Annotated in this window: 23 protein-coding genes; 4 read left to right on the top strand and 19 right to left on the bottom strand. The window is 37.1% G+C overall.

The window, feature by feature from the left end; all coding sequences use genetic code 11:
- Positions 1-3: 3 nt before the first annotated feature.
- The 12 genes from ftsA to mraZ are packed head-to-tail and all read right to left on the bottom strand — an operon-like array spanning position 4 to position 13,468.
- Entirely contained in the window at positions 4-1,350 is a 1,347-nt protein-coding gene (gene ftsA, locus P278_RS10430; RefSeq protein ID WP_038266326.1) for a cell division protein FtsA, read from the bottom strand.
- Positions 1,351-1,353: 3 nt separating this feature from the next.
- Positions 1,354-2,070, bottom strand: coding sequence for a cell division protein FtsQ/DivIB (locus tag P278_RS10435; protein ID WP_038266328.1), 717 nt, complete (start codon positions 2,068-2,070; stop codon positions 1,354-1,356).
- Positions 2,067-3,413 (bottom strand): UDP-N-acetylmuramate--L-alanine ligase, encoded by a 1,347-nt coding sequence (murC, locus tag P278_RS10440; RefSeq protein WP_038266330.1) that lies wholly within the window; start codon positions 3,411-3,413, stop codon positions 2,067-2,069. The genes P278_RS10435 and murC overlap by 4 nt, the downstream gene beginning before the upstream one ends.
- Positions 3,414-3,432: 19 nt before the next feature.
- On the bottom strand, positions 3,433-4,527 hold the full coding sequence (gene murG, locus P278_RS10445; protein WP_038266332.1) for an undecaprenyldiphospho-muramoylpentapeptide beta-N-acetylglucosaminyltransferase: 1,095 nt from the start codon (positions 4,525-4,527) through the stop codon (positions 3,433-3,435).
- Positions 4,514-5,731: an FtsW/RodA/SpoVE family cell cycle protein gene (locus P278_RS10450; RefSeq protein WP_038266335.1), complete on the bottom strand. Its 1,218-nt coding sequence runs from the start codon at positions 5,729-5,731 to the stop codon at positions 4,514-4,516. Before P278_RS10450 ends, murG begins: the two co-directional genes overlap by 14 nt.
- A 36-nt stretch (positions 5,732-5,767) precedes the next feature.
- Positions 5,768-7,102, bottom strand: a complete 1,335-nt coding sequence (gene murD, locus P278_RS10455; RefSeq protein ID WP_038266338.1) for a UDP-N-acetylmuramoyl-L-alanine--D-glutamate ligase — start codon at positions 7,100-7,102, stop codon at positions 5,768-5,770.
- A 1-nt stretch (position 7,103) separates the two neighbouring features.
- Positions 7,104-8,342 (bottom strand): phospho-N-acetylmuramoyl-pentapeptide-transferase, encoded by a 1,239-nt coding sequence (gene mraY / locus P278_RS10460; RefSeq protein WP_038266340.1) that lies wholly within the window; start codon positions 8,340-8,342, stop codon positions 7,104-7,106.
- A gap of 5 nt (positions 8,343-8,347) precedes the next feature.
- Positions 8,348-9,811: a UDP-N-acetylmuramoyl-L-alanyl-D-glutamate--2,6-diaminopimelate ligase gene (locus P278_RS10465; protein WP_038266342.1), complete on the bottom strand. Its 1,464-nt coding sequence runs from the start codon at positions 9,809-9,811 to the stop codon at positions 8,348-8,350.
- Positions 9,808-11,805: a penicillin-binding protein gene (locus P278_RS10470; RefSeq protein ID WP_038266344.1), complete on the bottom strand. Its 1,998-nt coding sequence runs from the start codon at positions 11,803-11,805 to the stop codon at positions 9,808-9,810. Before P278_RS10470 ends, P278_RS10465 begins: the two co-directional genes overlap by 4 nt.
- 1 nt (position 11,806) lies before the next feature.
- On the bottom strand, positions 11,807-12,121 hold the full coding sequence (locus P278_RS10475) for an FtsL-like putative cell division protein (RefSeq protein ID WP_038266345.1): 315 nt from the start codon (positions 12,119-12,121) through the stop codon (positions 11,807-11,809).
- On the bottom strand, positions 12,118-13,020 hold the full coding sequence (rsmH, locus tag P278_RS10480) for a 16S rRNA (cytosine(1402)-N(4))-methyltransferase RsmH (RefSeq protein ID WP_038266347.1): 903 nt from the start codon (positions 13,018-13,020) through the stop codon (positions 12,118-12,120). Before rsmH ends, P278_RS10475 begins: the two co-directional genes overlap by 4 nt.
- Positions 13,001-13,468: a division/cell wall cluster transcriptional repressor MraZ gene (gene mraZ / locus P278_RS10485; protein WP_038266348.1), complete on the bottom strand. Its 468-nt coding sequence runs from the start codon at positions 13,466-13,468 to the stop codon at positions 13,001-13,003. The genes rsmH and mraZ overlap by 20 nt, the downstream gene beginning before the upstream one ends.
- A gap of 279 nt (positions 13,469-13,747) precedes the next feature.
- Between mraZ and P278_RS10490 the strand changes: the two genes are divergently transcribed.
- Together P278_RS10490 and yihA are read left to right on the top strand one after the other, a co-directional pair.
- Entirely contained in the window at positions 13,748-14,512 is a 765-nt protein-coding gene (locus P278_RS10490; protein ID WP_038266349.1) for an alpha/beta fold hydrolase, read from the top strand.
- 3 nt (positions 14,513-14,515) lie between these two features.
- A complete protein-coding gene (gene yihA, locus P278_RS10495; protein ID WP_038266350.1) occupies positions 14,516-15,124 on the top strand; it encodes a ribosome biogenesis GTP-binding protein YihA/YsxC in 609 nt (202 codons plus the stop codon).
- Here yihA and P278_RS10500 read toward each other — a convergent pair.
- Genes P278_RS10500 through gldB form a run of 3 tightly spaced genes read right to left on the bottom strand, consistent with a single transcriptional unit; the run spans position 15,121 to position 16,935 of the window.
- Positions 15,121-15,585, bottom strand: a complete 465-nt coding sequence (locus tag P278_RS10500; RefSeq protein WP_038266351.1) for a DUF4252 domain-containing protein — start codon at positions 15,583-15,585, stop codon at positions 15,121-15,123. The two genes, yihA and P278_RS10500, sit on opposite strands and share 4 nt — an antisense overlap.
- A 58-nt stretch (positions 15,586-15,643) precedes the next feature.
- Entirely contained in the window at positions 15,644-15,979 is a 336-nt protein-coding gene (gene gldC, locus P278_RS10505; protein ID WP_038266354.1) for a gliding motility protein GldC, read from the bottom strand.
- Complete coding sequence (gene gldB / locus P278_RS10510; protein WP_038266356.1) at positions 15,979-16,935, bottom strand: gliding motility lipoprotein GldB; 957 nt, start codon at positions 16,933-16,935, stop codon at positions 15,979-15,981. Before gldB ends, gldC begins: the two co-directional genes overlap by 1 nt.
- Positions 16,936-17,027: 92 nt before the next feature.
- Between gldB and nadE the strand changes: the two genes are divergently transcribed.
- Positions 17,028-17,819, top strand: coding sequence for an NAD(+) synthase (gene nadE, locus P278_RS10515; protein WP_038266359.1), 792 nt, complete (start codon positions 17,028-17,030; stop codon positions 17,817-17,819).
- A 163-nt stretch (positions 17,820-17,982) separates the two neighbouring features.
- Positions 17,983-18,612 carry a response regulator gene (locus tag P278_RS10520; protein WP_038266361.1) on the top strand — a complete coding sequence of 210 codons (630 nt, stop codon included), beginning with the start codon at positions 17,983-17,985 and terminating at the stop codon, positions 18,610-18,612.
- Between the two features lie 5 nt (positions 18,613-18,617).
- Here P278_RS10520 and dnaG read toward each other — a convergent pair whose 3' ends face one another.
- From dnaG to P278_RS10540, 4 genes are all read right to left on the bottom strand, one after another.
- A complete protein-coding gene (gene dnaG, locus P278_RS10525; RefSeq protein WP_038266364.1) occupies positions 18,618-20,591 on the bottom strand; it encodes a DNA primase in 1,974 nt (657 codons plus the stop codon).
- Between the two features lie 79 nt (positions 20,592-20,670).
- Entirely contained in the window at positions 20,671-21,774 is a 1,104-nt protein-coding gene (locus P278_RS10530; protein ID WP_038266366.1) for a porin family protein, read from the bottom strand.
- Positions 21,775-21,803: 29 nt separating this feature from the next.
- Positions 21,804-22,526: a hypothetical protein gene (locus P278_RS10535; RefSeq protein ID WP_152973929.1), complete on the bottom strand. Its 723-nt coding sequence runs from the start codon at positions 22,524-22,526 to the stop codon at positions 21,804-21,806.
- The gene (locus P278_RS10540; RefSeq protein WP_394331293.1) at positions 22,507-23,094 is read right to left on the bottom strand and encodes an RNA polymerase sigma factor; all 588 of its coding nucleotides are present in this window, start codon (positions 23,092-23,094) and stop codon (positions 22,507-22,509) included. The genes P278_RS10535 and P278_RS10540 overlap by 20 nt, the downstream gene beginning before the upstream one ends.
- Positions 23,095-23,186 lie beyond the last annotated feature (92 nt).

Here is a 23,186-nt window from a genome sequence, read left to right on the forward strand (position 1 = left end):
TGTTTACTCTGCGTTGTCTAAAAAATCTTTTAACTTTTCTGACCACTTCTCTAAAAATGACTTCTTAGGACTCGAAGGGGTCGAAACTTGCGGTTCGCTTGGTTCGGTCTGTTCGTTGTTTTCTTCTTCTGGCGTTTCAGATAGTACTTCCTTAACTTCCGGAGCTGCCTCAGGTATAATTCTTCTTTGCTGTTGTTTTAATGCATTCATAACTAAACCAACAGCAGTTGCATATACCGGACTTGCGACTTCGGCATCTGAATCACCAGCTAAGTGTTCGTTTGGATATCCGATTCGGGTATCCATTCCTGTTATATATTCCACCAATTGCTTCAAATGCTTTAATTGGCTTCCTCCTCCGGTTAAAACTATACCGGCTATTAATTTCTTCTTCTGTTCTTCATGACCATAGCTCTTTATCTCAGCATAAATCTGCTCTACGATTTCAACTACACGGGCATGAATTATTTTTGAAAGGTTCTTTAGAGTGATCTCTTTTGGCTCTCTGCCTCTTAAGCCCGGAATGGAAACAATTTCATTGTCCTTATTCTCTCCCGGCCATGCAGAACCAAACTTTATTTTAAGTAACTCCGCCTGTTTCTCTATGATCGAACAACCTTCCTTTATATCTTCAGTGATTACATTACCACCAAAAGGTATTACTGCTGTATGACGAATAATGCCATCTTTAAAAATGGCCAAATCGGTCGTACCTCCACCAATATCGATCAAGGCTACCCCAGCTTCTTTTTCTTCCTGACTCAATACAGCATCAGCCGAAGCCATTGGTTCAAGAGTTATTCCTCCCAGCTCTAAACCGGCATTCTTCACACATCTGCCAATATTCCGAATCGAAGATACCTGACCTACAACGACATGGAAATTAGCTTCCAGCCTGCCTCCATACATTCCGATCGGCTCCTTTATCTCACTCTGTCCGTCAACCTTGTATTCTTGAGGAAGCACATGAATAATCTCTTCTCCCGGCAACATAACCAGCTTATAAACCTGGTTACACAGTCTGTCTAAATCCTCATCTTTGATAACCTCTTCTGCATCAGCCCTGGTGATATAATCACTGTGTTGTAAACTTCTTATATGCTGTCCTGCAATACCCACAACCACTTCACCAATCTTAACCCCGGAGGCACTTTCTGCCTCATGTACGGCTTGTTGTATAGACTGAATGGTCTGCGTTATATTATTCACTACACCTCTGTGTACTCCCAAGCTTTTAGATCTTCCTATACCCAATATCTCTACCTTACCATAGTCGTTTAATCGTCCAACCATGGCAACTATCTTAGTGGTCCCTATATCCAGTCCTACAGCGTATCTAGTAACTTCCATATCCTACTTTTTGGTGCACACTACCTGATTATTAAACTTCAAATTCACTGCCTCATACTCTGACAATGATTTGTCTTTTATTGCTTTCTGATAAAACGCCTTGAAATTGAAAAACTTTTTATCCAAATTCTCTAAGTCTCCTAACTTTACCACAAATTCATCTACCCTCAGTTCCAATTCAAAACTCTTTCCTGTTTTATGAATACCTACAACATGCTTCTTTAAAAATGTATCATTCTGTATATATTCGCTCAACTCAAAGGTTTCGTCTAAATCATTTTTATTAACATCGCCTGTTATAATCGGAACTCTTGCCGAAAACACGCCGGATAATGGCATCGGTTTTCCTTCTGAATCGATATAAAAGGGCACAGTGGTATTTACGCGAGCAATTGGTTTTCGTTGCTTAACTTTAGCACCAAGTTGCCCGTTCACAGTAAGATATACATGAGCGTTTTGAATCATGTCATTGGAGATTAGGGCTTGCTCCAATATATTCAAATCTAGTTCATCTTTTCGTACACCCGAAGTGTCTGCCCGATTTTGTATTAACAACTTATTAACCATTTCATAGGTTATAAAAAGCTGATTGGAATCGGCAAATTCTATTTCTACTCCAGACATTTTTCTGGCAGCATTTCGATTGGCAGTAAAACTGAACAGAAACACCACCAATAATAGCAGCAGTGGTAATTTGATATGTATCCACTTTACTTTCATACTAATAATGCAGCTTTTAAATTTGCTACTTCTTGCCCTATATCGCCAGCTCCCAGCGTTAAAACAACCTTTGCTTTAGAAGCTTTTACGGTACCTATAATTTCTTCTTTTGTAATTTTCTTTTTGTTTTTATTAGCTATTTTCCCAAGCAACCAGTCTGATGTCACTCCATCGATTGGCTTTTCTCTGGCTGGATAAATATCCAATAATGCGACTTCACTGAATTTCGAAAGCACCCTTCCAAAATCATCTGCAAAATCTTTAGTCCTACTGAATAAATGAGGCTGAAAAATGACCAAAGTCTCTTCATTTGGATACATTTCCTTTACGGCCTGAAATACAGCCTCAATTTCTGTAGGATGATGCGCATAGTCATCAACATAAACCAGGTTCTCGCTCTTAATCTGATATGAAAACCTTCTTTCAACACCTTTAAAAGTACTTAGCGCTTCAACGAGGCGGCTGGTGGGGTTACCAGATTCGACCGCCATCGCGAAAGCTGCTAATGCGTTCAACAAGTTGTGTTGTCCTGGCTTGTTAAACTTTACATCAAAAAATTCTCCCTTAGGAGTCACCATATCAAAACAGTAGGTCGCGTTTTGAATTCTTATATTTCGTATACAATAATCTGATTCGTCTTCTATACCATAGGTAAGTCCTTGCAATGACAATCCATTCCTTACAATAAGCTTACCTCCAGGCTTTAATTTTGTTGTAAACTCCTTAAAAGTCCTTTCCAATTCTGCAGCCTCGCCATATATATCCAAATGATCTGCATCGATTGAGGTAATGCAGGCTACGTCGGGAGAGAGACTCAAAAACGATCGGTCAAATTCATCAGCTTCAACAACGCTTACATCTGTACCGTCAATTATAAAATTACTATTGAAATTTTCCGAGACACCTCCTAAAAAAGCCGTTATATCCTGACCTGATTCTTTCAAAATATGAGCCAATATAGCAGAGGTCGTAGTCTTACCATGCGTGCCTGCCACTGCATAACAAAATGTATCCTTAGTGATAATCCCTAACACTTCTGCTCGCTTTTTTATAGCTATACCCGATGTTTCAAAAAACTGATATTGTACATTGTCCTTTGGAACTGCAGGTGTATACACCACCAAAGTATTTTCAACCTCTTTGAATGCCTCAGGAATCTTACTTAGTTCATCTTCAAAATAAACAGCTATACCAACCTCTCTGAGACCATCAGTTATCTTACTCGGTGTTTTGTCGTAACCTGCCACGTTTTTCCCTAAAACTTTGAAATAACGAGCCAACCCAGACATACCGATACCTCCGATACCCAGAAAATAGATGTTATGTATATTATTTATATTCATTTCTCCCTAAAAAGAGCTATTAATTTTTATTCAAAATAATTTCAATCTCGTCTACTATATGCTTTGTAGCATCTGGCAAAGCCAATTTCTTTATATTCACCCCTAACTCCTCCATTCGATCCTTAGACGTAATCAGTGCCTTAAACCCCTGTTGAAATTCGTTATCTAAATCCTTCTCATTGATAAGTAACGCCCCTCCTTTATCAGCTACCGATTTTGCATTCTTTGTTTGATGATCTTCAGCCACATTGGGAGAAGGAATAAAAATGACCGGCTTCCCTACAATACATAGTTCAGAAACAGAACTTGCCCCTGCTCTCGATATGATAACATCGGCTGCACCATAGGCCTTATCCATTTCATTTAAAAAAGCCAACACCTTTACACTTTCACTCTCATAATGCTTGTATTCTTCATAATAAAACCTTCCGCATTGCCAAATAACCTGAATATCATGAGCTTTGAAGAATTCCAGTTCTCGTTCTATCAACTGATTGATTCTTCGAGCTCCTAAACTTCCACCTAAAACCAACAAGGTCTTTTTATGTGCATCCAGATCAAACAACTTTAATCCGGCTTCCTTATTATCATCAACACCCAAAAGGTCTTGCCTTACCGGGTTTCCTGTTTTTACAATTTTATCTTTAGGAAAAAATCGATCAAGGTCATCATATGCCACAAACACCTTCTCCACTTTCGGAGCTAACAATTTATTTGTAATTCCCGGATAGGAATTCTGCTCTTGAATAACACATTTCACCCCTTCTGAAGAAGCCACTTTAAGCAAAGGACCGCTGGCAAACCCTCCGGTTCCAATAGCCATATCCGGCTTAAAAGTCCTGACTATTTTTCTGGCCTCAATCATACTATTGATTAACTTGATTGGAAACATCAGGTTTTTAAAAGTCAATTTTCGCTGAAGCCCTGATATCCACAAGCCCTTAATTTTATAACCAGCCTGAGGAACTTTTTCCATTTCCATTTTATCTTTTGCACCAACAAACAGAAATTCTGCATTGGGATAACGACTTTTTAGTTCGTTAGCAATGGCAATGGCAGGATAAATATGTCCTCCTGTTCCTCCTCCGGATAATATGAACTTATAATTGCTCACTTAATACTTCTAATGGGTTTTCTTCTACTTTATTTTTTTGAGTTGCTTTCGCACTTGCTTCAACAACTTCTTCTTCTCTCTTCGCACTTACACTTAAAATGACACCTATAGCCAGACAGGTCATCCAAATTGATGTACCCCCACTACTGATCAGCGGAAGCGTTTGCCCGGTAACAGGAAATAACTCAACCGCTACTGCCATGTTAATAAACGCCTGAAATATAATTGGCAGGCCGACGGCTAAAACCAACAATTTTCCAAAAACATCTTCAGCCTTATGGGCTACAACCACAATCCTAAACAACAAGAGCAAATACAAAAACACTAAAGTCAATGCCCCGACCAATCCATACTCTTCGACAATGATGGCATAAATAAAGTCGGATGTACTTTGAGGCAAAAAGTTTTTCATAACACTTTTTCCTGCTCCTAATCCAACAACACCTCCTGTAGCAATGGCTATTTTAGCTTTTTCAATTTGATAATCAGACTCGGTATCCGCATCATCCATAAAACTCTCCACACGACTAATCCAGGTGTCAACACGATTAGGAAATAATCCGGGGAAAGCCTTTGCTGTTAAAACAAACAATGCCAGACACACTACGCCTGCACCAATAATACTCATCAAATACTTTAAAGGATACCCTCCTATAAAACACAACAACATCACCATTCCGAAAATGATAGCAGTGGTCGAAAAATTGGCCGGCAAAATTAAGCTTAAAACAACAAATACCGGCAACCATAAAGGCAATAATGTCTCCTTAAAAGCAACTTTTTTATCTTTTATTTTGGTAAGGTATCGAGCCACATGTATTAGCAACACAAGGGCAGCTAATGTAGATGTCTGAAAACTAATACCTACGAACGGAATTCGAATCCATCTACTGGCATTTGCCCCTCCTATAGTAGTTCCCTGGGCAAGGGTAATCAGTAACAACAAAATCACTACCGGCATAGCAATAATCGACAAAGCCCTAAAATACCTGTAAGGAATTTTATGAACACCGTAGATTATAAACAACCCGATAAACAACAGAGCAGCATGCTTAATCAAATGCCCTATAGTGGTACCATTACCCACAACGTAAACCAGGTTGGTACTTGCACTATAAATTGGCAAGAAAGAAAATAACGCCAAAAGACATACTACTGCCCATATAGCTTTATCACCTTTTATATTTTTAAACAATTGCTGCATAAATAAACTTCCTTACTTTGTACGTATAAATCTCTTCTATAGTTTTCTTACGGCTTCTTTAAATTGTCTTCCTCTGTCTTCGTAGCTTTCAAACAAGTCAAAACTCGCACAAGCAGGAGACAATAGAACAGCATCACCCTGCTCCGATATCTTATTTGCAATCTTTACAGCCTCTTCCATAGCAGTGGTTTCCACCATAACCTCTACAACATTCCCAAAGAAATCCTTGATTTTAGTATTATCAACCCCTAAACACACAATGGCCTTTACTTTTTCACGAACCAAAGGCATTAATGGGGTATAATCATTTCCTTTATCCTGTCCTCCAACAATCCAAACCACCGGTGACTTTACACTATCTAATGCATAAAATGTAGAGTTCACATTAGTAGCCTTGGAATCATTGATATACTGAACGTTTCCTATTTTTAAAACCTTTTCCAATCGATGTTCAACCCCCTGAAAGTTTTGCATACTCTCTCTTATGGTCGTCTTTCTTATTTTTAACAATTGTGCTACAGCTGATGCTGCCATGGTATTCTTTACATTATGTTTACCTTCTAGGGCTAAAGTATCTGTTGACATACTAAATAGGTTATTATCTATTGTTACTACTAATTCGTTATTCTTTATATAAGCGCCATTTTCGAATTCTTTCTCAAGTGAAAATGGCAACAATCTTGATTTTACCGGATGTTTCTCTAACCACCCTATGATTACCTCATCGTCTGCATCGTAAATCAGATAATCATCTTCCGTCTGATTCATTGCTATTCTAAATTTTGAGGCAATGTAATTTTCGAATTGATAATCATATCGATCTAAATGGTCTGGAGTAATATTGGTAATTACAGCAATGTGTGGCTTAAAATTGCTAATTCCATCGAGCTGAAAACTACTCACTTCCAACACGTAATGTTTATGATCATTTTCTGCCACGATCTGAGCAAAGCTATCACCTATATTCCCGGCTTTTATTACATCTAACCCACCATTATGAAGCACGTGATACGTGAGTTCGGTGGTTGTTGTTTTACCGTTGCTACCTGTAATAGCAACCACCACTCCCCTGGTGTATGCTGATGCAAATTCAATTTCTGAGATTACAGAAATCCCTTTTTGTTTCAACTTCTTAACCAATGGGACATGATCAGGAATACCCGGACTCTTCATTACCAAATCAGCATTTAAAATCTTACTTTCTGTATGCTGACCTTCTTCCCAGTCTATCTCAAGATTTCTAAGAACGTTTTTATATTTCTCTTTGATGTTTCCGCTATCAGAAACAAAAACTTCATAATTTTCTTTTACACCCAAGATGGCTGTTCCAACACCACTTTCACCTCCTCCTAAAACAACCAATCGCTTCATACTATCTCACCTTTAACGTTACAATGGTAACGATCGCCAATACAATTCCAACAATCCAAAATCTGGTCACTATCTTACTCTCATGATACCCCTTCTTTTGATAATGATGATGCAAAGGAGACATTAGAAAAATCCTTCTTCCCTCTCCATATTTCTTTTTGGTAAACTTGAAATAACTAACCTGCAAGACCACCGAAAGATTTTCCGCTAAAAAAATCCCACATAAAATCGGTATCAATAACTCTTTTCTAATGGCAATGGCTATAACAGCAATGATTCCTCCAATGGTTAAACTACCTGTGTCACCCATAAAAACTTGAGCTGGATAGGCATTATACCACAAGAATCCTACAAGCCCACCAACAAAGGCAGCTATAAAGACCGTAATTTCTCCTGCCCTGGGGATGTACATAATATTCAGATAATCTGAGAATATTATATTACCAGAAACCCAGGCAAATATTCCTAAGGTGAGTACTATTATTGCCGATGAACCCGCTGCCAAACCATCAATTCCATCGGTAAGGTTTGCCCCGTTTGACACTGCGGTTACAATTAAGATCACCAACGGAATAAAAATGATCCATGCATAACTCTTATAATTATCTCCTGCCCAGGCAATCAATTCAGAATAGTCAAACTCATTATTCTTAAACATAGGAATCGTAGTTTTTGTAGACTTCTCTTCCTCTTTGAAGAAATGCTGCTGGTCTTCCTGAACCACAAACTCAGGTCGCGTTGGCTGCATATCTTTTAACTTCTCCTTAATGGTTACATCGGGATGAAAATACAGGGTAACCCCTACTATAATACCCAAGCCTATCTGACCCAGAATCTTAAACCGGCCTTTTAACCCTTCCTTATCTTTTTTAAAGATTTTAATGTAATCATCCACGAAACCAATTGCACCCATCCAAACTGTGGCAACAATGAGTAAAATGATATATATATTATCTAAAGCTGCGAATAATAACACCGGTATTAAGGTTGCCAAAATAATTATAATACCACCCATTGTTGGTGTCCCAGCCTTCTCTGTCTGACCTTCTAAACCAAGCTCTCTAACGGTTTCCCCAACTTGCTTTCTTCTTAAATAGTTGATAATGCGCTTACCATATATTGTTGATATCAATAATGACAAGATAACCGCCATGGCTGCCCTGAAGGTTATAAACTGAAATAGTCCAGCCCCAGGTATCTGGTAATTATCTTCTAAGAATTGAAACAGGTAATAAAGCATTTATGTTATTTATTTAATTGGTTTAATAGTTCTTTTACAATTTTAAAATCGTCGAAATCCGTTCGCTTTCCGTTTACCTCTTGATAGGTTTCATGCCCTTTTCCTGCTATTAGAATAATATCTTTCGAATTGGCCAGTTGACATGCTGTTTTTATAGCTTGTTTCCTATCTGTAATTGACATTGTCTTTTTATAATTCTCTGGAGAAACTCCCTTTTCCATATCCTCAATAATAAGCACAGGATCTTCCGTACGAGGATTATCTGAAGTAAAAATCACCTTACTACTGAGGGTTGACGCAATATTCGCCATCACCGGACGCTTGGTTTTATCTCTATCACCGCCACAACCAACAACCGTAATTAATTCTTCATTCTTGGTTCGTATACTATTGATGGTTTCCAATACATTTTTCAAGGCATCCGGGGTATGAGCATAATCAACAATAGCTGTTATTTTTGAAGGAGATACAACATATTGGAACCTTCCACTAACACTTTCCAGCTCGCTCAGGTAACGCAAAATATCTATTTGCTCAAGACCTAATTGCCTGGCCGTTGCGTAAATCGCCAATAGATTATAGGCATTAAAGTTTCCTATTAATTTTGTCCACACTTCATTACCCTCAATTTTCAACAACAATCCATCGAACTGATTCTCTAAAATCTGAGCTTTATAATCCGCATAATTTTTAAGGGCATAGGTGAACTTTTCAGCCTTTGTATTTTGCAACATTACCAGTCCGTTCTTATCATCTACATTCGTTATAGCGAATGCTGATTTAGACAACTGATCAAAAAATGTCTTTTTAACATCCCTGTATTCCGCAAATGAACTGTGATAATCCAAATGATCATGTGACAAGTTGGTAAACACACCACCGGCAAACTCAAGCCCTTCTGTCCTTTTCTGATGAATTCCATGGGAACTCACTTCCATAAAACAAAACTCAACTCCGGCATCAGCCATCATTTTTAAATAGCTATTGATGGTCAATGAATCTGGTGTAGTATGCGTCGCCTTAAACTCCTTATTATCGACTAAAATCTTAACCGTAGAAAGCAAGCCCACCTTATAACCGGCTTTCTTAAACAACTGATATAACAAGGTTGATATCGTTGTCTTACCATTGGTGCCGGTAATTCCAACTAATTTTAAATCGTGTGAAGGATTACCATAAAAATTAGCAGCAATTAACGCCAGTGCACTTTGTGCATCATCTACCTCAATATAGGTTACTCCGTTAACTACGCTTTTTGGCAGTTTTTCACACACTATAGCAATAGCCCCATTATTGGTAGCCTGTTCTATATAATCATGCCCATCAACGACAGTTCCTTTTACGGCCACAAACACATCGTTAAGAGATACCTTTCGGGAATCAAAATGCACCTGATTAATGGCTACAGTAGTATTACCAGTAACCGCATTCAAGTTTACTTTATACAATATGTCTTTTAACTGCATCATGAAAGTTGCAATACTATAGTTTGTCCTTTATTTATTTTCGATCCGCTCTTAACGGATTGTTTTCTTACTTTACCGTTCCCTACCACCTTCACTTTAACTCCCAGGTTTTCAAGTATTGAAACCGCATCCATACCGCTCATTCCCTCAACATCAGGAATAATATTGCTATGATTCTGTACTTTCGAATAATAAGCACGGTACTTTTCCTCCACCGAAGGATTGGGTTTCTCTAAATCCTTTACCGTATCAATTACTGGCGAATCCGTATAAATCTTCTGAGCTACTCTTTTAAACACAGGCCCGGATACATCCGCTCCGTATATACCAACACTTTTATCAGGCTCATGAATTACTACAATACAAGAGTATTTTGGGCCATCAGCCGGGAAGAAACCAGCAAAACTTGAAATGTACTGCAGTTTCTGACGATCCTTTGCTGCATAATTCTTTTGAGCCGTACCCGTTTTTCCCGCCATAGAAAAGTTTGGTGAGTATAACTTATGACCTGTTCCATGATCCTTCTCGACCACGTTTTTCAATAAAGCCTTCACCTTGTCGATAGTTTCCTGAGAACATATAGAAGAATTGATCACCTCTTTATCAAACTTCATCACCGTACGATTCCACTCCTTAACTTCCTTGATCAAACGCGGCTTTACCATCACTCCATTGTTAGCGATTGCATTATAAAAAGTTAAAATTTGCAAAGGTGTCATTTGAACCCCATAACCATAAGCCATCCATGGTAAGGCAATACCACTCCATCGTTCCTTATCATTTGGATGCGGAATAAACGGTTCTCCTTCCCCCTTAATTGCCAAACCTAAAGGCTCATTAAGCCTCATATTATAAAGACGATTTACAAAACGCTTAGGATCATCCCCATAAAACTTATCAATAACCTTAACAATTCCCGTGTTAGAAGAACGCTCAAAGGCCTCTGAAAGACTAATCTTTCCGTACCCTCCCCATTTCGAATCTCTTACTTTATATCGATTGTAAAAGGTTAGTATTCCTTTTTCCGTATCCACGACATAATTTGTATCTACCACTTTATCTTCCAAAGCAGCAATTACTGACATCAATTTGAATGTTGAACCTGGCTCATGTGATTCTCCGACAGCATAATTTAGCTTTTCATAATACTTTCCATTTTCGGTACGGCCTAAATTTGAAATAGCCTTCACCTCACCACTTTCAACATCCATCACCACCACACACCCATGATCGGCCTTATATTTTTCCAATTGCGCCAATAAAGCGTGATGGGCTATATCTTGTATATTCACATCAATGGTAGAAACCACATCATAACCATCCTGCGGTTCCACTTCATTATAATCAGTAATTGGTTTCCACTGCCCTTTGGCTATCTTTTGCTTAAGACGGTGCCCTTCTTTACCTTCGAGGTATTGATTGAAAGCACCCTCAAGCCCAACTGGATTAGACAAACGGTCATAACCAATACTTCGTTTAGCTATTTTACCTAACGGATATTCTCTTTTTGTTTCTTGCTCAACTATAATACCTCCCTTATAAGGCCCCAGATTAAATAATGGAAAACTTTTTACTCTTATGTAATCTGTATACCCAAGGTTTCTTGATAATAACATGTACCTGTTCTTAGTGGCCCTCGCTTTTCTGAATAAATTCTGGTAATAACTCGAACTTTTACCAAACATAACAGACATAGAATCAGACAACGGCTTAATGTGTTTCTCGAAATTTTCAGAATTTGGAGCCAGGGCATCAAACCTTATATCATATTTAGCTACCGAGGTCGCCAACAAACTACCGTCATCAGAATACAAATTCCCTCGATTAGGCTCAATGGTAAAATTCTTTACCGTTCGTTCACTGGCTAGTTCACGATACTTATCCCCATCGACAGTTTGAATCGAAACCAACTTTACAACAACCGCAACAGCAAAGACAAAAATGAGCCCTGCTATAACATATAACCTATTTAATATGTGCTTCTCTGTTGTTGGCATATTATTGACTAACTACTTTTATTTTTTTAGGGGCGATAGTTGATGGATACAAACCTTTCTCACTTAATTGTTGCGTCACATTACTCTCTAAACGCATTTGCTGAACTTTTTCTCTTACGTCAACAAACTCGCTTCTAAGTTCAAGAACCTCTTTACTTAATTCGTTTAAAGCAAAAACCTTCTTGTCGGCATTGTGTGAACTTGTAATCATGACCACAGCAAGAATAGAAGCAAAAAGAATAAACTTCCAGTTCTTAGCGGCATCATCGCTCACTAAAAATTCACCTTTTAATATTTCCTGAATTTTTTTCTTCATATGCGTTCAGCAATTCTCAATTTTGCGCTTCTTGCCCTGTTATTTTCTTTAATCTCATCGGCTGATGGAATAATCAGCTTTCCAACCTTTTTAAATGGCACATCTATATTACCATACATATCCTTTTCCGGCTCTCCTTCAAACATCCCACTTCTTATAAATCGTTTCACCAACCTATCTTCTAATGAATGATAACTGATCAAACTAAGCCTTCCGCCCTCAGGTAGTAATTCTGGTGTTTGCAATAAAAATTCCTTCAACACCTCAACCTCCTGATTAACCTCAATTCGTATCGCCTGATAAATCTGAGCCAAAATCTTTTGTTCTTTATGCTTAGGCAACAAACTTTTTAAAACCTCTTTTAACTGACTTGTTGTTTCGATAGGTGATTTTTCTCTTGCCTCTGCAATTAACCTGGCTATCTTAGGAGCATTCCTTAATTCTCCATATAAACTCAAAACCATCCTTAGTTCTTTTTGCTCATATTCATTAACCACATCATATGCTGACAAGGCATTCTTTTTACTCATCCTCATATCCAAATCAGCATCAAAGCGAGTAGAAAAACCTCTTTCGGCTTCATCGAACTGATGTGATGAAACCCCAAAATCTCCAAGAATCCCGTCTACCTGTTTAACTCCATAAAACCTTAAGAACCTTTTTATATATCTAAAATTCTCATTGATCAATACAAATCTATCATCATCAATGGCATTTGCTAAAGCATCCTCATCCTGATCAAAAGCATACAGCTTTCCATTCGGCCCCAACCTTTTCAATATCTCACAGGAATGACCTCCACCACCAAAAGTGACATCCACATAAACGCCATCCTCTCTGATAGCCAGACCGTCAACAGTCTCATTTAATAAAACCGGATTATGATAACTCTTGTTCATTGTCTCCTCCCATAACTTCTTCGGCCAAATCAGCAAAATCAATTGCAGCATCATCAATAGCCTGTTCATACTTATTTTTATCCCAAATCTCAACTATGTTGATAGCAGAAGAAAGCACAACTTCTTTCTGAATTTCTGCAAATCCAACCAAGTCTTTCGGGATCAGCAACCTACCTGTGTTATCTACTTCTACCATCTTTACACCGGCAGTAAAACGTCTTATAAAATCATTGTTTTTCTTAACGAAGCGATTAAGTTTGTTCATTTTTTGCATCAGTAAATTCCACTGCTCCATCGGATACAACTCAAGACAAGGCTGAAAAACGGATCGCTTCAACACAAAACCCTGCTGTAAGACGGGAGACAATTGTCCCTTTAATGCAACAGGAAGCATCACTCTTCCTTTTGCATCTGCCTTACACTCATATGTTCCGATGAAATTGATCATTACTGAATACAGTTTTCCCTTCAATGTTCAAATATAAAGATTTATTTACCACTTTTTACCACTTTCTACCACTTTGTTAATAAATTTTGTCCAATACTAGATAAAACGCACTAAAACATAGACTATCAACACATTAAAAAGTCGACAAAGACACTATTTAACAAGATTTTTCTTTAATATTTTTCCTCTTAAAATCTGATTTTACAGCTATTTTTAATTTTTGATTGATATAATATCGAAATCCCTATATTTGTTTCTCAGGAAATGCAAATAACCACTATGGTTCACGATATTAAGAAAGAAGGAAAATTCAGTTATTTAGAGGTTGGCGAAGGCACCCCAATGATTATTCTACATGGTTTAATGGGAGGGCTAAGCAACTTCAATGGCGTTACAGAATATTTTTCAAAAAGAGGATACAAGGTTCTTATCCCGGAATTACCCATTTACAGCATGTCTCTTATAAAAACTAACGTTAAGAGCTTTGCAAAATATTTAGAACAATTCATTGAATTTAAACAACTTGACGAGGTTATATTACTTGGAAACTCCCTAGGAGGTCATATTGGCCTTCTACACACCAAACTTTACCCTCAAAAAGTGAAAGCCCTTGTCATTACCGGCAGCTCAGGATTATATGAAAACGCAATGGGTGATGGTTACCCTAAAAGAGGTGACTATGAGTTTATCAAGAAGAAAAGCGAAGATGTTTTTTACGATCCAAAGGTAGCTACCAAGGAAATCGTTGATGAAGTTTTCGAAACCGTTAATGATCGTAACAAACTTATTAAGACTCTGGCTATTGCCAAAAGCGCCATAAGACACAACATGGCCAAGGACTTACCTCACATGCATACACCAACTTGTATAATTTGGGGAAAGCAGGACAATGTTACACCTCCAAATGTAGCCGTTGAATTTCATGAGTTATTACCTGATTCCGACCTCTATTGGATTGACGAATGTGGTCATGCTCCAATGATGGAACATCCAAATGACTTTAACGATATACTGGAACACTGGTTACAAAAAAGAAACTTTTAGATAATGGATATCAAATCGGCTGAGTTTGTTATTAGCAATACTAATGTTGATAAATGCCCAAAGGACCTCATCCCGGAATATGCATTTATTGGCCGTTCCAATGTAGGTAAATCGTCACTAATCAACATGTTAGTACAACGAAAGAGCCTGGCAAAAACATCGGGGAAACCTGGGAAAACTCAACTCATCAACCATTTCAAAATTAACAATTCATGGTTTTTGGTTGACCTTCCCGGATATGGTTATGCAAAAGTTTCGAAATCCGTCAAAAGTAAGTTTCAGAAATTCATAGTGGAGTATTTCGAAAAGAGAAAACAACTGGTCTCGGCTTTTGTTTTAATTGATGTTAGACATTCACCACAAAAGGTAGATGTAGAGTTCATGCAATGGCTTGGAGAACATGGCATTCCGTTCTCCATTATTTTCACAAAAGCTGATAAATTAAAACCCGGAGCCATCAAAAGAAATGCTGAAAATTATCTTCAAAAACTCACAGAAGATGCTTGGGAAGAAGCCCCAAATCATTTCATCACCTCTTCTTCTTCAGGTGCGGGAAGAGATGATGTTTTAAACTACATAGAAAACATAAACAACGAACTTAAAGGCTCTTAATTCCGAACTACCTTATTGAGTTCTTTTTGAATATTCCCTATTTTAATATCTTTTCCTTCTGCGCTGATGACCACCAAATCGTCTCCATCATGAACTCTGAAAATCACCTCTTTGGTTTTGCCAAATCGATTGTACAGGTATAAGTTAACCAGGGTTCCGTCATCTTTTAAATAAAACAGTTGTTCATACCCTTTTTTAGAAACAAAATCATCAAAACGCTTATTAAGACCTTTTGCCCTTCTATCGAACACCATTACTCTATATTTAGACACACCATCTACTATCTGCTTATATTCATCCAAATCATCTTTATCCATAAAAAGATGTGTCAAAAATCTGGATGCCCCTAAGGAAAACACAACGTCGTCTTGATTTTCCTCCCTGAAGGTATCATATGGTGTCTTTACACCGCAAGAAGCAAAAACGATCAGGACAACAAAAACAAAAATCAGCTTTCTCATAATTCTTTTATAATTGGTTCTACATAAAAGACGAGTCAAAGCTGATTTTGTAACAGTTTTATTTTTTTATTTCCAACTTCTCTGCAAAATACTCACAAAAATCCTTCATGGTTGCTGTCATTTTCTCATCTTGAGTTGCGCGATAAAAAGTGTCAGACATCCCCAAAAGAGTTTGATGAAAGAATATTTTCATTTCGTCAACGGTCATTTCTTTCGTCCACAAATCTATTCTTAAGGTTTCCTTCTTTTCACTATCCCATACCGACAATAATAAAGCTTTTGCTTCTTCCTCTGAAACACCTCCATCTTCAGCGGTCCACTGCAGCTTTTCAGGAATTCTGTTTTCGTCTAATTCTACTTTTAAATTTATATTAGATGTGTGATTTTTTCCCATTATTTACCTGGTTTATATCTTGAATTATTAAAAATTTCTTCAGTTGATGCCTGCAACATTCGCTGCAAAGATACGTCATTGTTTTCCATATACGAACGAACAATTTGCCAACCAATAAATTGACCTATTCGACCTGGAGATTCAGCATCAAATGATAAATAAAACTTAGAAAATGGCGCTGGTTCTATAAATCGAATTTTTAACGATTGATCTGCGGAGAACAGCATATTATTCTCTACAAAATGCCTCCAAATGTATTCCTCGTTTTCTTTAGCCCAATTAAATTCTGCTGGAGAATATTTTATTTTTTCAGCATCTGTTTTTGAAGGAATTAAAAGATCCTTTAAAAACAGTTCTTTTCCATACAGGATCATCGTCGATAAGAAGGTTCGATCAGAAGGTAAGGCCAGCTGACTTCGGGCAATTTTTGACGCGGCATCTACCACAATAGCACTTCTATCAAAATCATCCTTTATGTACGCTTGGATTCCTTGATAAAACTTATGTTCACTACCCAAATAATTATCTAAACCAATCAGCAATAACGTATCAGAATAAATTATACTGTTGCGATAATCAACTTCAGTGGTCAGGGTAATTATCTTGGGAACGATAAAATCATCAAAATAATATTTAGCATGTTGGAATAACGATTTTAAAGCTAATGCTTCCTTATCGAAATTCTCATAAATCTTCACCGTTTCAACTATAAGATCCCTCTGCAACGCATCCTTAAAACGTTGTTGCCAGACACTATCAGGGTAACTATCAGGAAAAAACATCGGGTACTCCTTCTTCAATTCTGGAAGATCGGAAAGATCTGATTTGGAAAGTACTTTATCAAACCTTTCCACCTCAAACGAAACATCTATCTTCGATATTTCTGCCTCTTTATTATTCTCCGGGCTGCAACCTACTGCATAAATTGCAAAAAAAACGCTTAAAAATTTCTTCATTGATACAAATTAACGAGCTTAAGCTACAATATATTTTGATAATTGCGTGAATAAGTTAAATTTGCGTGCAAAGTTAATGTAAACTTGATATTATGAAAACCCAGGAGGTGATTGATTACATAGTAAATTGGCTTAAAACATATGCCGATAATTCAGGAATGAATGGATTTGTCATAGGGATATCGGGAGGGATCGATTCTGCTGTCACTTCAACCCTATGTGCTAAAACAGGTTTAAAGGTACTATGTCTTGAAATGCCGATTCATCAATCCCCTAAACAAGTTACCCGAGCATTAAATCATATTGATTGGCTAAAGGCTAACTTTGACCACATTAAGATGGAGCAAGTTAATTTAACTAACGTCTTTGACTCAATGGTTAATGCTTTCCCACAAGTGGAAGAGGAGGAGGAAAGGTTTTTAGCACTTGCCAACACGAGAGCTCGCCTTCGAATGTCAGCCCTTTATTACTTCGCAGCGTTGGAAAAACTGTTAGTTGCAGGTACCGGTAATAAGGTTGAAGATTTTGGCGTCGGATTTTTCACAAAATATGGTGATGGAGGTGTAGACCTAAGTCCAATTGCTGATCTATTAAAAACTGAGGTATATGCAATTGCCAAAGAACTGGGAATTAATCAAGAAATTATAGACGCTGCACCTACTGATGGACTATGGGGCGACAACCGAACAGATGAAGATCAGATAGGCGCTTCATACCCCGAACTTGAATGGGCAATGAAAATGGATAAAGAAGGTAGGAATCCATCAGAATTTGAAGGTAGACAGCGAGAAGTTTTTGAAATCTATATTAAGTATAACACTACTAATAAACACAAAATGATTCCTATTCCAGTTTGCGAAATACCTCTTCATCTAAAAGAATAGTCATTTCGAAGATTGTTTCAAGTGTAAATTTTGCAGTGAGAATTTTATTAACTATCTTTACATATTATACCCCCAAGCCGACAATAGCTAAAGTGTTTTCTACATCTTTACGCTTGACCTATTATGTACGGTTGCTAAAATCTAACCCTTAAACAAAATTATTATGATTAAAGTTTTAGTGGCTGACAACCATCCTATCATTCAAAAAGGTATTGAGGCTGTTTTGGGCGAACATAAAGACGTTAAAATCGTCGGCAATGTTAGCTCGACCAGCGAGCTTTTTGAATTCTTGTCTAAAAAGCAAGCAGATATTGTTCTGATGGAGATGGATATACCAGAAGTAAATGGTATAACAGCCCTCAGAAAAATCAAACAGGAGTATCCGAACACAAAAACCTTAATGTTTAGCTCTCAACCAGAAGATGTATATGCTTTGAGCACTATTAAGGCAGGTGCCTATGGATACTTATCAAAAGATGCTGATACAGATTTGCTTTATGAGGCTATTTCAAAAGTTTCTAATAACGGTATGTTCATCACCAACGAACTTGCGCAAAGACTGGCTTTTGACGAGAGCACCAACAAACCAAGAAGGTTTTTCAGAAAGCTTTCTACCCGAGAAATTGAAGTACTTAAACTTCTAGCTGCAGGAAAGCGAAATAAATTTGTCGCACAAGAACTGGGGCTTAATGAAAAGACGGTAAGTACCTATAAAGCTCGCTTAATGCGTAAACTTAATGTTGACAACTTAGTTGATTTACTACAACAAGCTAAAGCATTAGAACTCTACTAATCTAATTACAATACCCTGTTGAGTTTTCTTGACAGTAACATTCTTAATTGATGGTAGCTCATGATTTCCTCTAAAACATCATGATTGTTACCATCAATTTTTTGTTTTGTGGCATCCTGGAGTTGCTCTACCCTCTTTTCAATCAAATGGCACCGTAGGTTAAGAATTGTCTCTGTCACCAACTGAGATAATGAAGCTGTTTTACCCTTCACCAGAATATCTTTACGCTCCCAATTGTGCAACATATACTTTTCGTCCTCCATTAAAATCGAGGTGATTTCCGAAGCGACTTGAGGCTCCGCGTGACTAATAAAAGAATCAACACTAAAATCTTCTTCTCCCTGACTTAAATGAACAACCAATTCTTCAAAAATAACCTTGAATATAGGATTTGTAAGTTCAACTTCATCTTGCTGAAGATCGACATATATTTTCTCAAATACCTTTACACTATGTACCTCAGGTTCTAAAACTAACTCTCCCTTCTCATTCTCTTTTAGCAACAAATCCTCAAACTCTTCTGTCTTCGTCCCATACAACAGTAACAACTGAATGATTTGCCTTTCTAGTTCCTGTTGAAAATCAACTTTCTTTACATTCTTATCTTCATCGTTCCTTACAACATCAAAAGCTTTTTGTTTCTGCTTTTGCCTATGCTGTTTTCCCGCTTCCCGCAACTCATGCTTTCCAATTTGCGCCAAAGTATTAAATAGTACATCTTCAGAAATATCCATAATACGTGAACATTCCTGTATATACACTTCTCGCTGAATTCTATCCGGGATTTTTGCGATACTATTCACAATGTCTCGAATGGTATCAGCCTTTTTAACAGGATCTCCTTTTGCGTCTTTTACAAGTATAGAAGCTTTGAATTGAATAAAATCCTGAGCATTTTCCTGAAGGTATAAGCTTAGGTCCTCCAAAGCATTTTTACGAGCAAAGCTGTCTGGGTCTTCACCCTCCGGGAAGGTACAGACCTTTACATTCATCCCCTGCTCTAAAATAAGATCAATACCTCTTAAAGAAGCTCTTAATCCCGCAGCATCACCATCAAAAAGAACGGTTATATTTTTAGTTAATCTATTAATTAACCTTATTTGCTCGGGGGTCAATGCAGTTCCACTAGAGGATACTACATTTTCAATCCCCGTTTGATTAAATTGAATAACATCTGTATACCCTTCTACCAAATAGCAATTATCTTCTTTGGCTATTGCCTGTTTCGCTTGATATAACCCATAAAGAACCTTACTCTTATGATAGATATCACTCTCAGGAGAATTCAAGTACTTAGCGGCCTTTTTATCATTGGTTAGTATTCTACCTCCAAATCCTAGCACTCTTCCACTCATCGAATGAATAGGAAACATCACCCTGCCCTTAAATCGATCAAACTTCTTATCTCCTTTGACTATTGTAAGACCCGTTTTTTCGAGATAATCAATTTTATAACCATTGTCCAGGGCTTCTTTGGTAAAAGCTTCCCATTCATCCAGTGAGTACCCCAACTGGAACTTTTTAATGGTATCGCTTCTAAATCCCCTTTCCTTAAAATAAGTCAGGCCAATAGCTTTTCCCAATTCTGACTCCCATAAAGTTTCTGCAAAATACTTTTGTGCAAATTCAGAAACCAAATACATACTTTCACGCTCATTAGCCTGCTCCTTATCCTCACTGGAAAGTTCAGTCTCTTCTACCTCAATATTGTACTTTTTAGCAAGATATTTAACGGCCTCCGGATAGGTGAAATGTTCATGCTCCATTAAAAAGGAAACAACATTCCCCCCTTTTCCACTACTAAAGTCCTTCCAAATTTGTTTTACAGGAGAGACCATAAAACTTGGCGTTCGTTCATCGGTGAACGGGCTTAATCCTTTAAAATTAGCACCCGATTTTTTCAATTGAACAAAATCACCTATTACCTCCTCTAATCGAGCAGTTTCAAATACTTTATCTATGGTTTCTTTAGAAATCAAATCCCTGACTGTTTTGCATAAAAATAATAATTCCCGCTTAAAAAAACGGGAATCAAAAGTAATGAATAATGCTGAAGGACTAAAGTTCTAAACGTAATCCAAGTGAAATATTATGCTGATCTGTATTCGGATCTTTAAACATGGAGTTCAAATCGTATTTCGCGTATAAAGAAATATCACCCACACCAATGTACCCCGCTATACCGTATATAAAGTTTTCAGTATTGTAATTATCCTTTATTTTCTCTTTTGATTTATCACCATCTGTAGTGAATTTAAGTTTTTGTCGGGTACTCAAATTCAATCCTGCATATCCTCCAATACCAAATACAAACTTGTGACGGGTTGAATATCTAAAATAATCTTCACGATCTATACGCTTCGAGGGACCAAACTCTAAATACAATGGCACAACGAGATTATCCATTCTTAATTTTGCCTTTCTTACATCGCCATCAAAGTTTTCTAATTCCGTTAAATCTCCATTTTTAACAAAGTACTGATTATCATCCGCTTTAATACCGTTAGATTGATATGAGATTCCATAACTAAAACGAACCGCGTTGCTATTTTTAAACACTCGAGTTTTCCATTGCCACCCTAATTCAAAAAACTTACTCCCTCCTACTTTGTTTGGACTATCATTAAACGAAATACCATCGATTAATGAATGATTTAATCCAAAAGCCACTATTAAATCAGAATAGGTACGTCTATCGTAAACTCTTTCACACCCCTCTTTACACTTAATATTGAGCCATCCCTGATAATATCCATCAATATCATCTCCAACACTAAATACTACCGAGTAGTCCTCATCTTCTTTTTCCTTAATCACATCAGCAGTTGGCTCCTCCCCTCTTTTTAGCAAGGCAATTTTATTATCTATAATAGCAGTTTTGTTTTTTATATTCAAGGCTGCGGTTTTAGCTGCTGCTTCTTTTTCCTTTTGCGCTAGCTCCTTAGATATCTTCCCTTTACTTTCCAAATCAGAAATACGCTGTACTTCTAATTTCAACTTTTCCTTTTCTGCTTTTACTATTTGCTCCTTTTGAAACTCAAGCAGTTCAATTTTTTTTGTTATGTATTCTGTTTTTGTACTATCAGATTTAACTTGTCCTGATAATTTCTGAACACTACTCACTAGTATCGCTATCGCGATATAAACTATAATCCTACTCATGATTTATAAAATTTTGATTGATGAATGAACTACTGATTTCGCTCAGCGACAGCTGTTTTTACTTTCACGAAACTTTCTTTTAAGGCATCGAAGACTTTCTCCTTAAAAGATTGATCTAATTCAGTCTCGGCTTCAAGTAGAAGTGCCATTGCGCTTAGGCTATCTGTATGTTTTATTATATGATTTTTGCGTATATCTTTCTGAGCCTGCATTAACAAAGCTTCAAGTTCTGCATCGGTAACTTCATTATTTTCACTCTTTGCTAGAATTTTTGAAACCACCTCATCTACTTTTTTATCCTCTTCAGATTGTTCATATTCAACAGCTACAACTAGTTCTTTGGAGGTGTCAATTATTTTGTTTGGAACTCTTGGATTAGATTTTAATTTTTGATTTTTACGCTCAATTGGTGATTTGCCATCCTTAGTGTCAACGACCACAAATTCACTTTCTTTAACGGGAACCTCTTTCATCTTTTCATTTGCCGAATCTGTTCCTGCAGGTACATCTTCAGTAACATCAACAACTTCTATAGCACCTTCTTCTGTTGTAGGTTTAAACAAAAACACACTACTTAAAAGTGCCACTACTAATAATGCAGCTACCCAATAGTAAGCTCTCTTCTTTGATGGAACTACTGTTTGTTCTGCGTCTAACATTTCATTCAACCTGCTCAATGCTCTTTCACTAGGTTCAATGGATCGCTCTTCCAGCGACTTTTTTATATGTTCATCAAGATGATTGCGTTTCATATTCTTGATTTTTAAATTCATTAATTCTTTCCTGTAACATTTTCCTTGCCTTAAATAACTGAGATTTTGAAGTACTCTCTTTGATAGCCAGTTTTTCAGCTATTTCTTTATGCGAGTATCCTTCGACAGCGAAAAGGAGAAAAACCATTTTATATCCATCTGGCAATGCATCTATCATTAGTTGAATATCTTCAGCATCAATTAATTGCTGATAATTATCCTGAACACATTCACTGTCTGAATAAATACTTTCGTTTTCAAGAAACAACACCCTATTCTTACTTCTTAAAAATGACAGGCACTCTCGGACCATAATCTTACGAATCCAGCCTTCAAAACTTCCTTCATTCCTATATGATTCAAGATTTGTAAAAACTTTACAAAACGCTTGGATCATGGTGTCTTCAGCGAAATGAATATCTTTTATATAAAAGCGACAAACGGATAGCATCTTCGGTGCATAACGCACATATAGTTTATGTTGCGCTTCCCTATCTCCTCTTATACTTCGTTTTATAAGTTTATTTTCGTTGGTATGAAGCTGTATGACCTTCAAGATCTGTTTCATTGGTGTTTCTATTTACATAGACGCATCTAAAATTAAAAAGGTTGCCTGACAACTATTTTTTTTCAAAAACAAAACCAAAGTGTAGGTTGAGG

It is taken from the genome of Zhouia amylolytica AD3 (assembly GCF_000511935.2).
GTDB lineage: Bacteria > Bacteroidota > Bacteroidia > Flavobacteriales > Flavobacteriaceae > Zhouia > Zhouia amylolytica.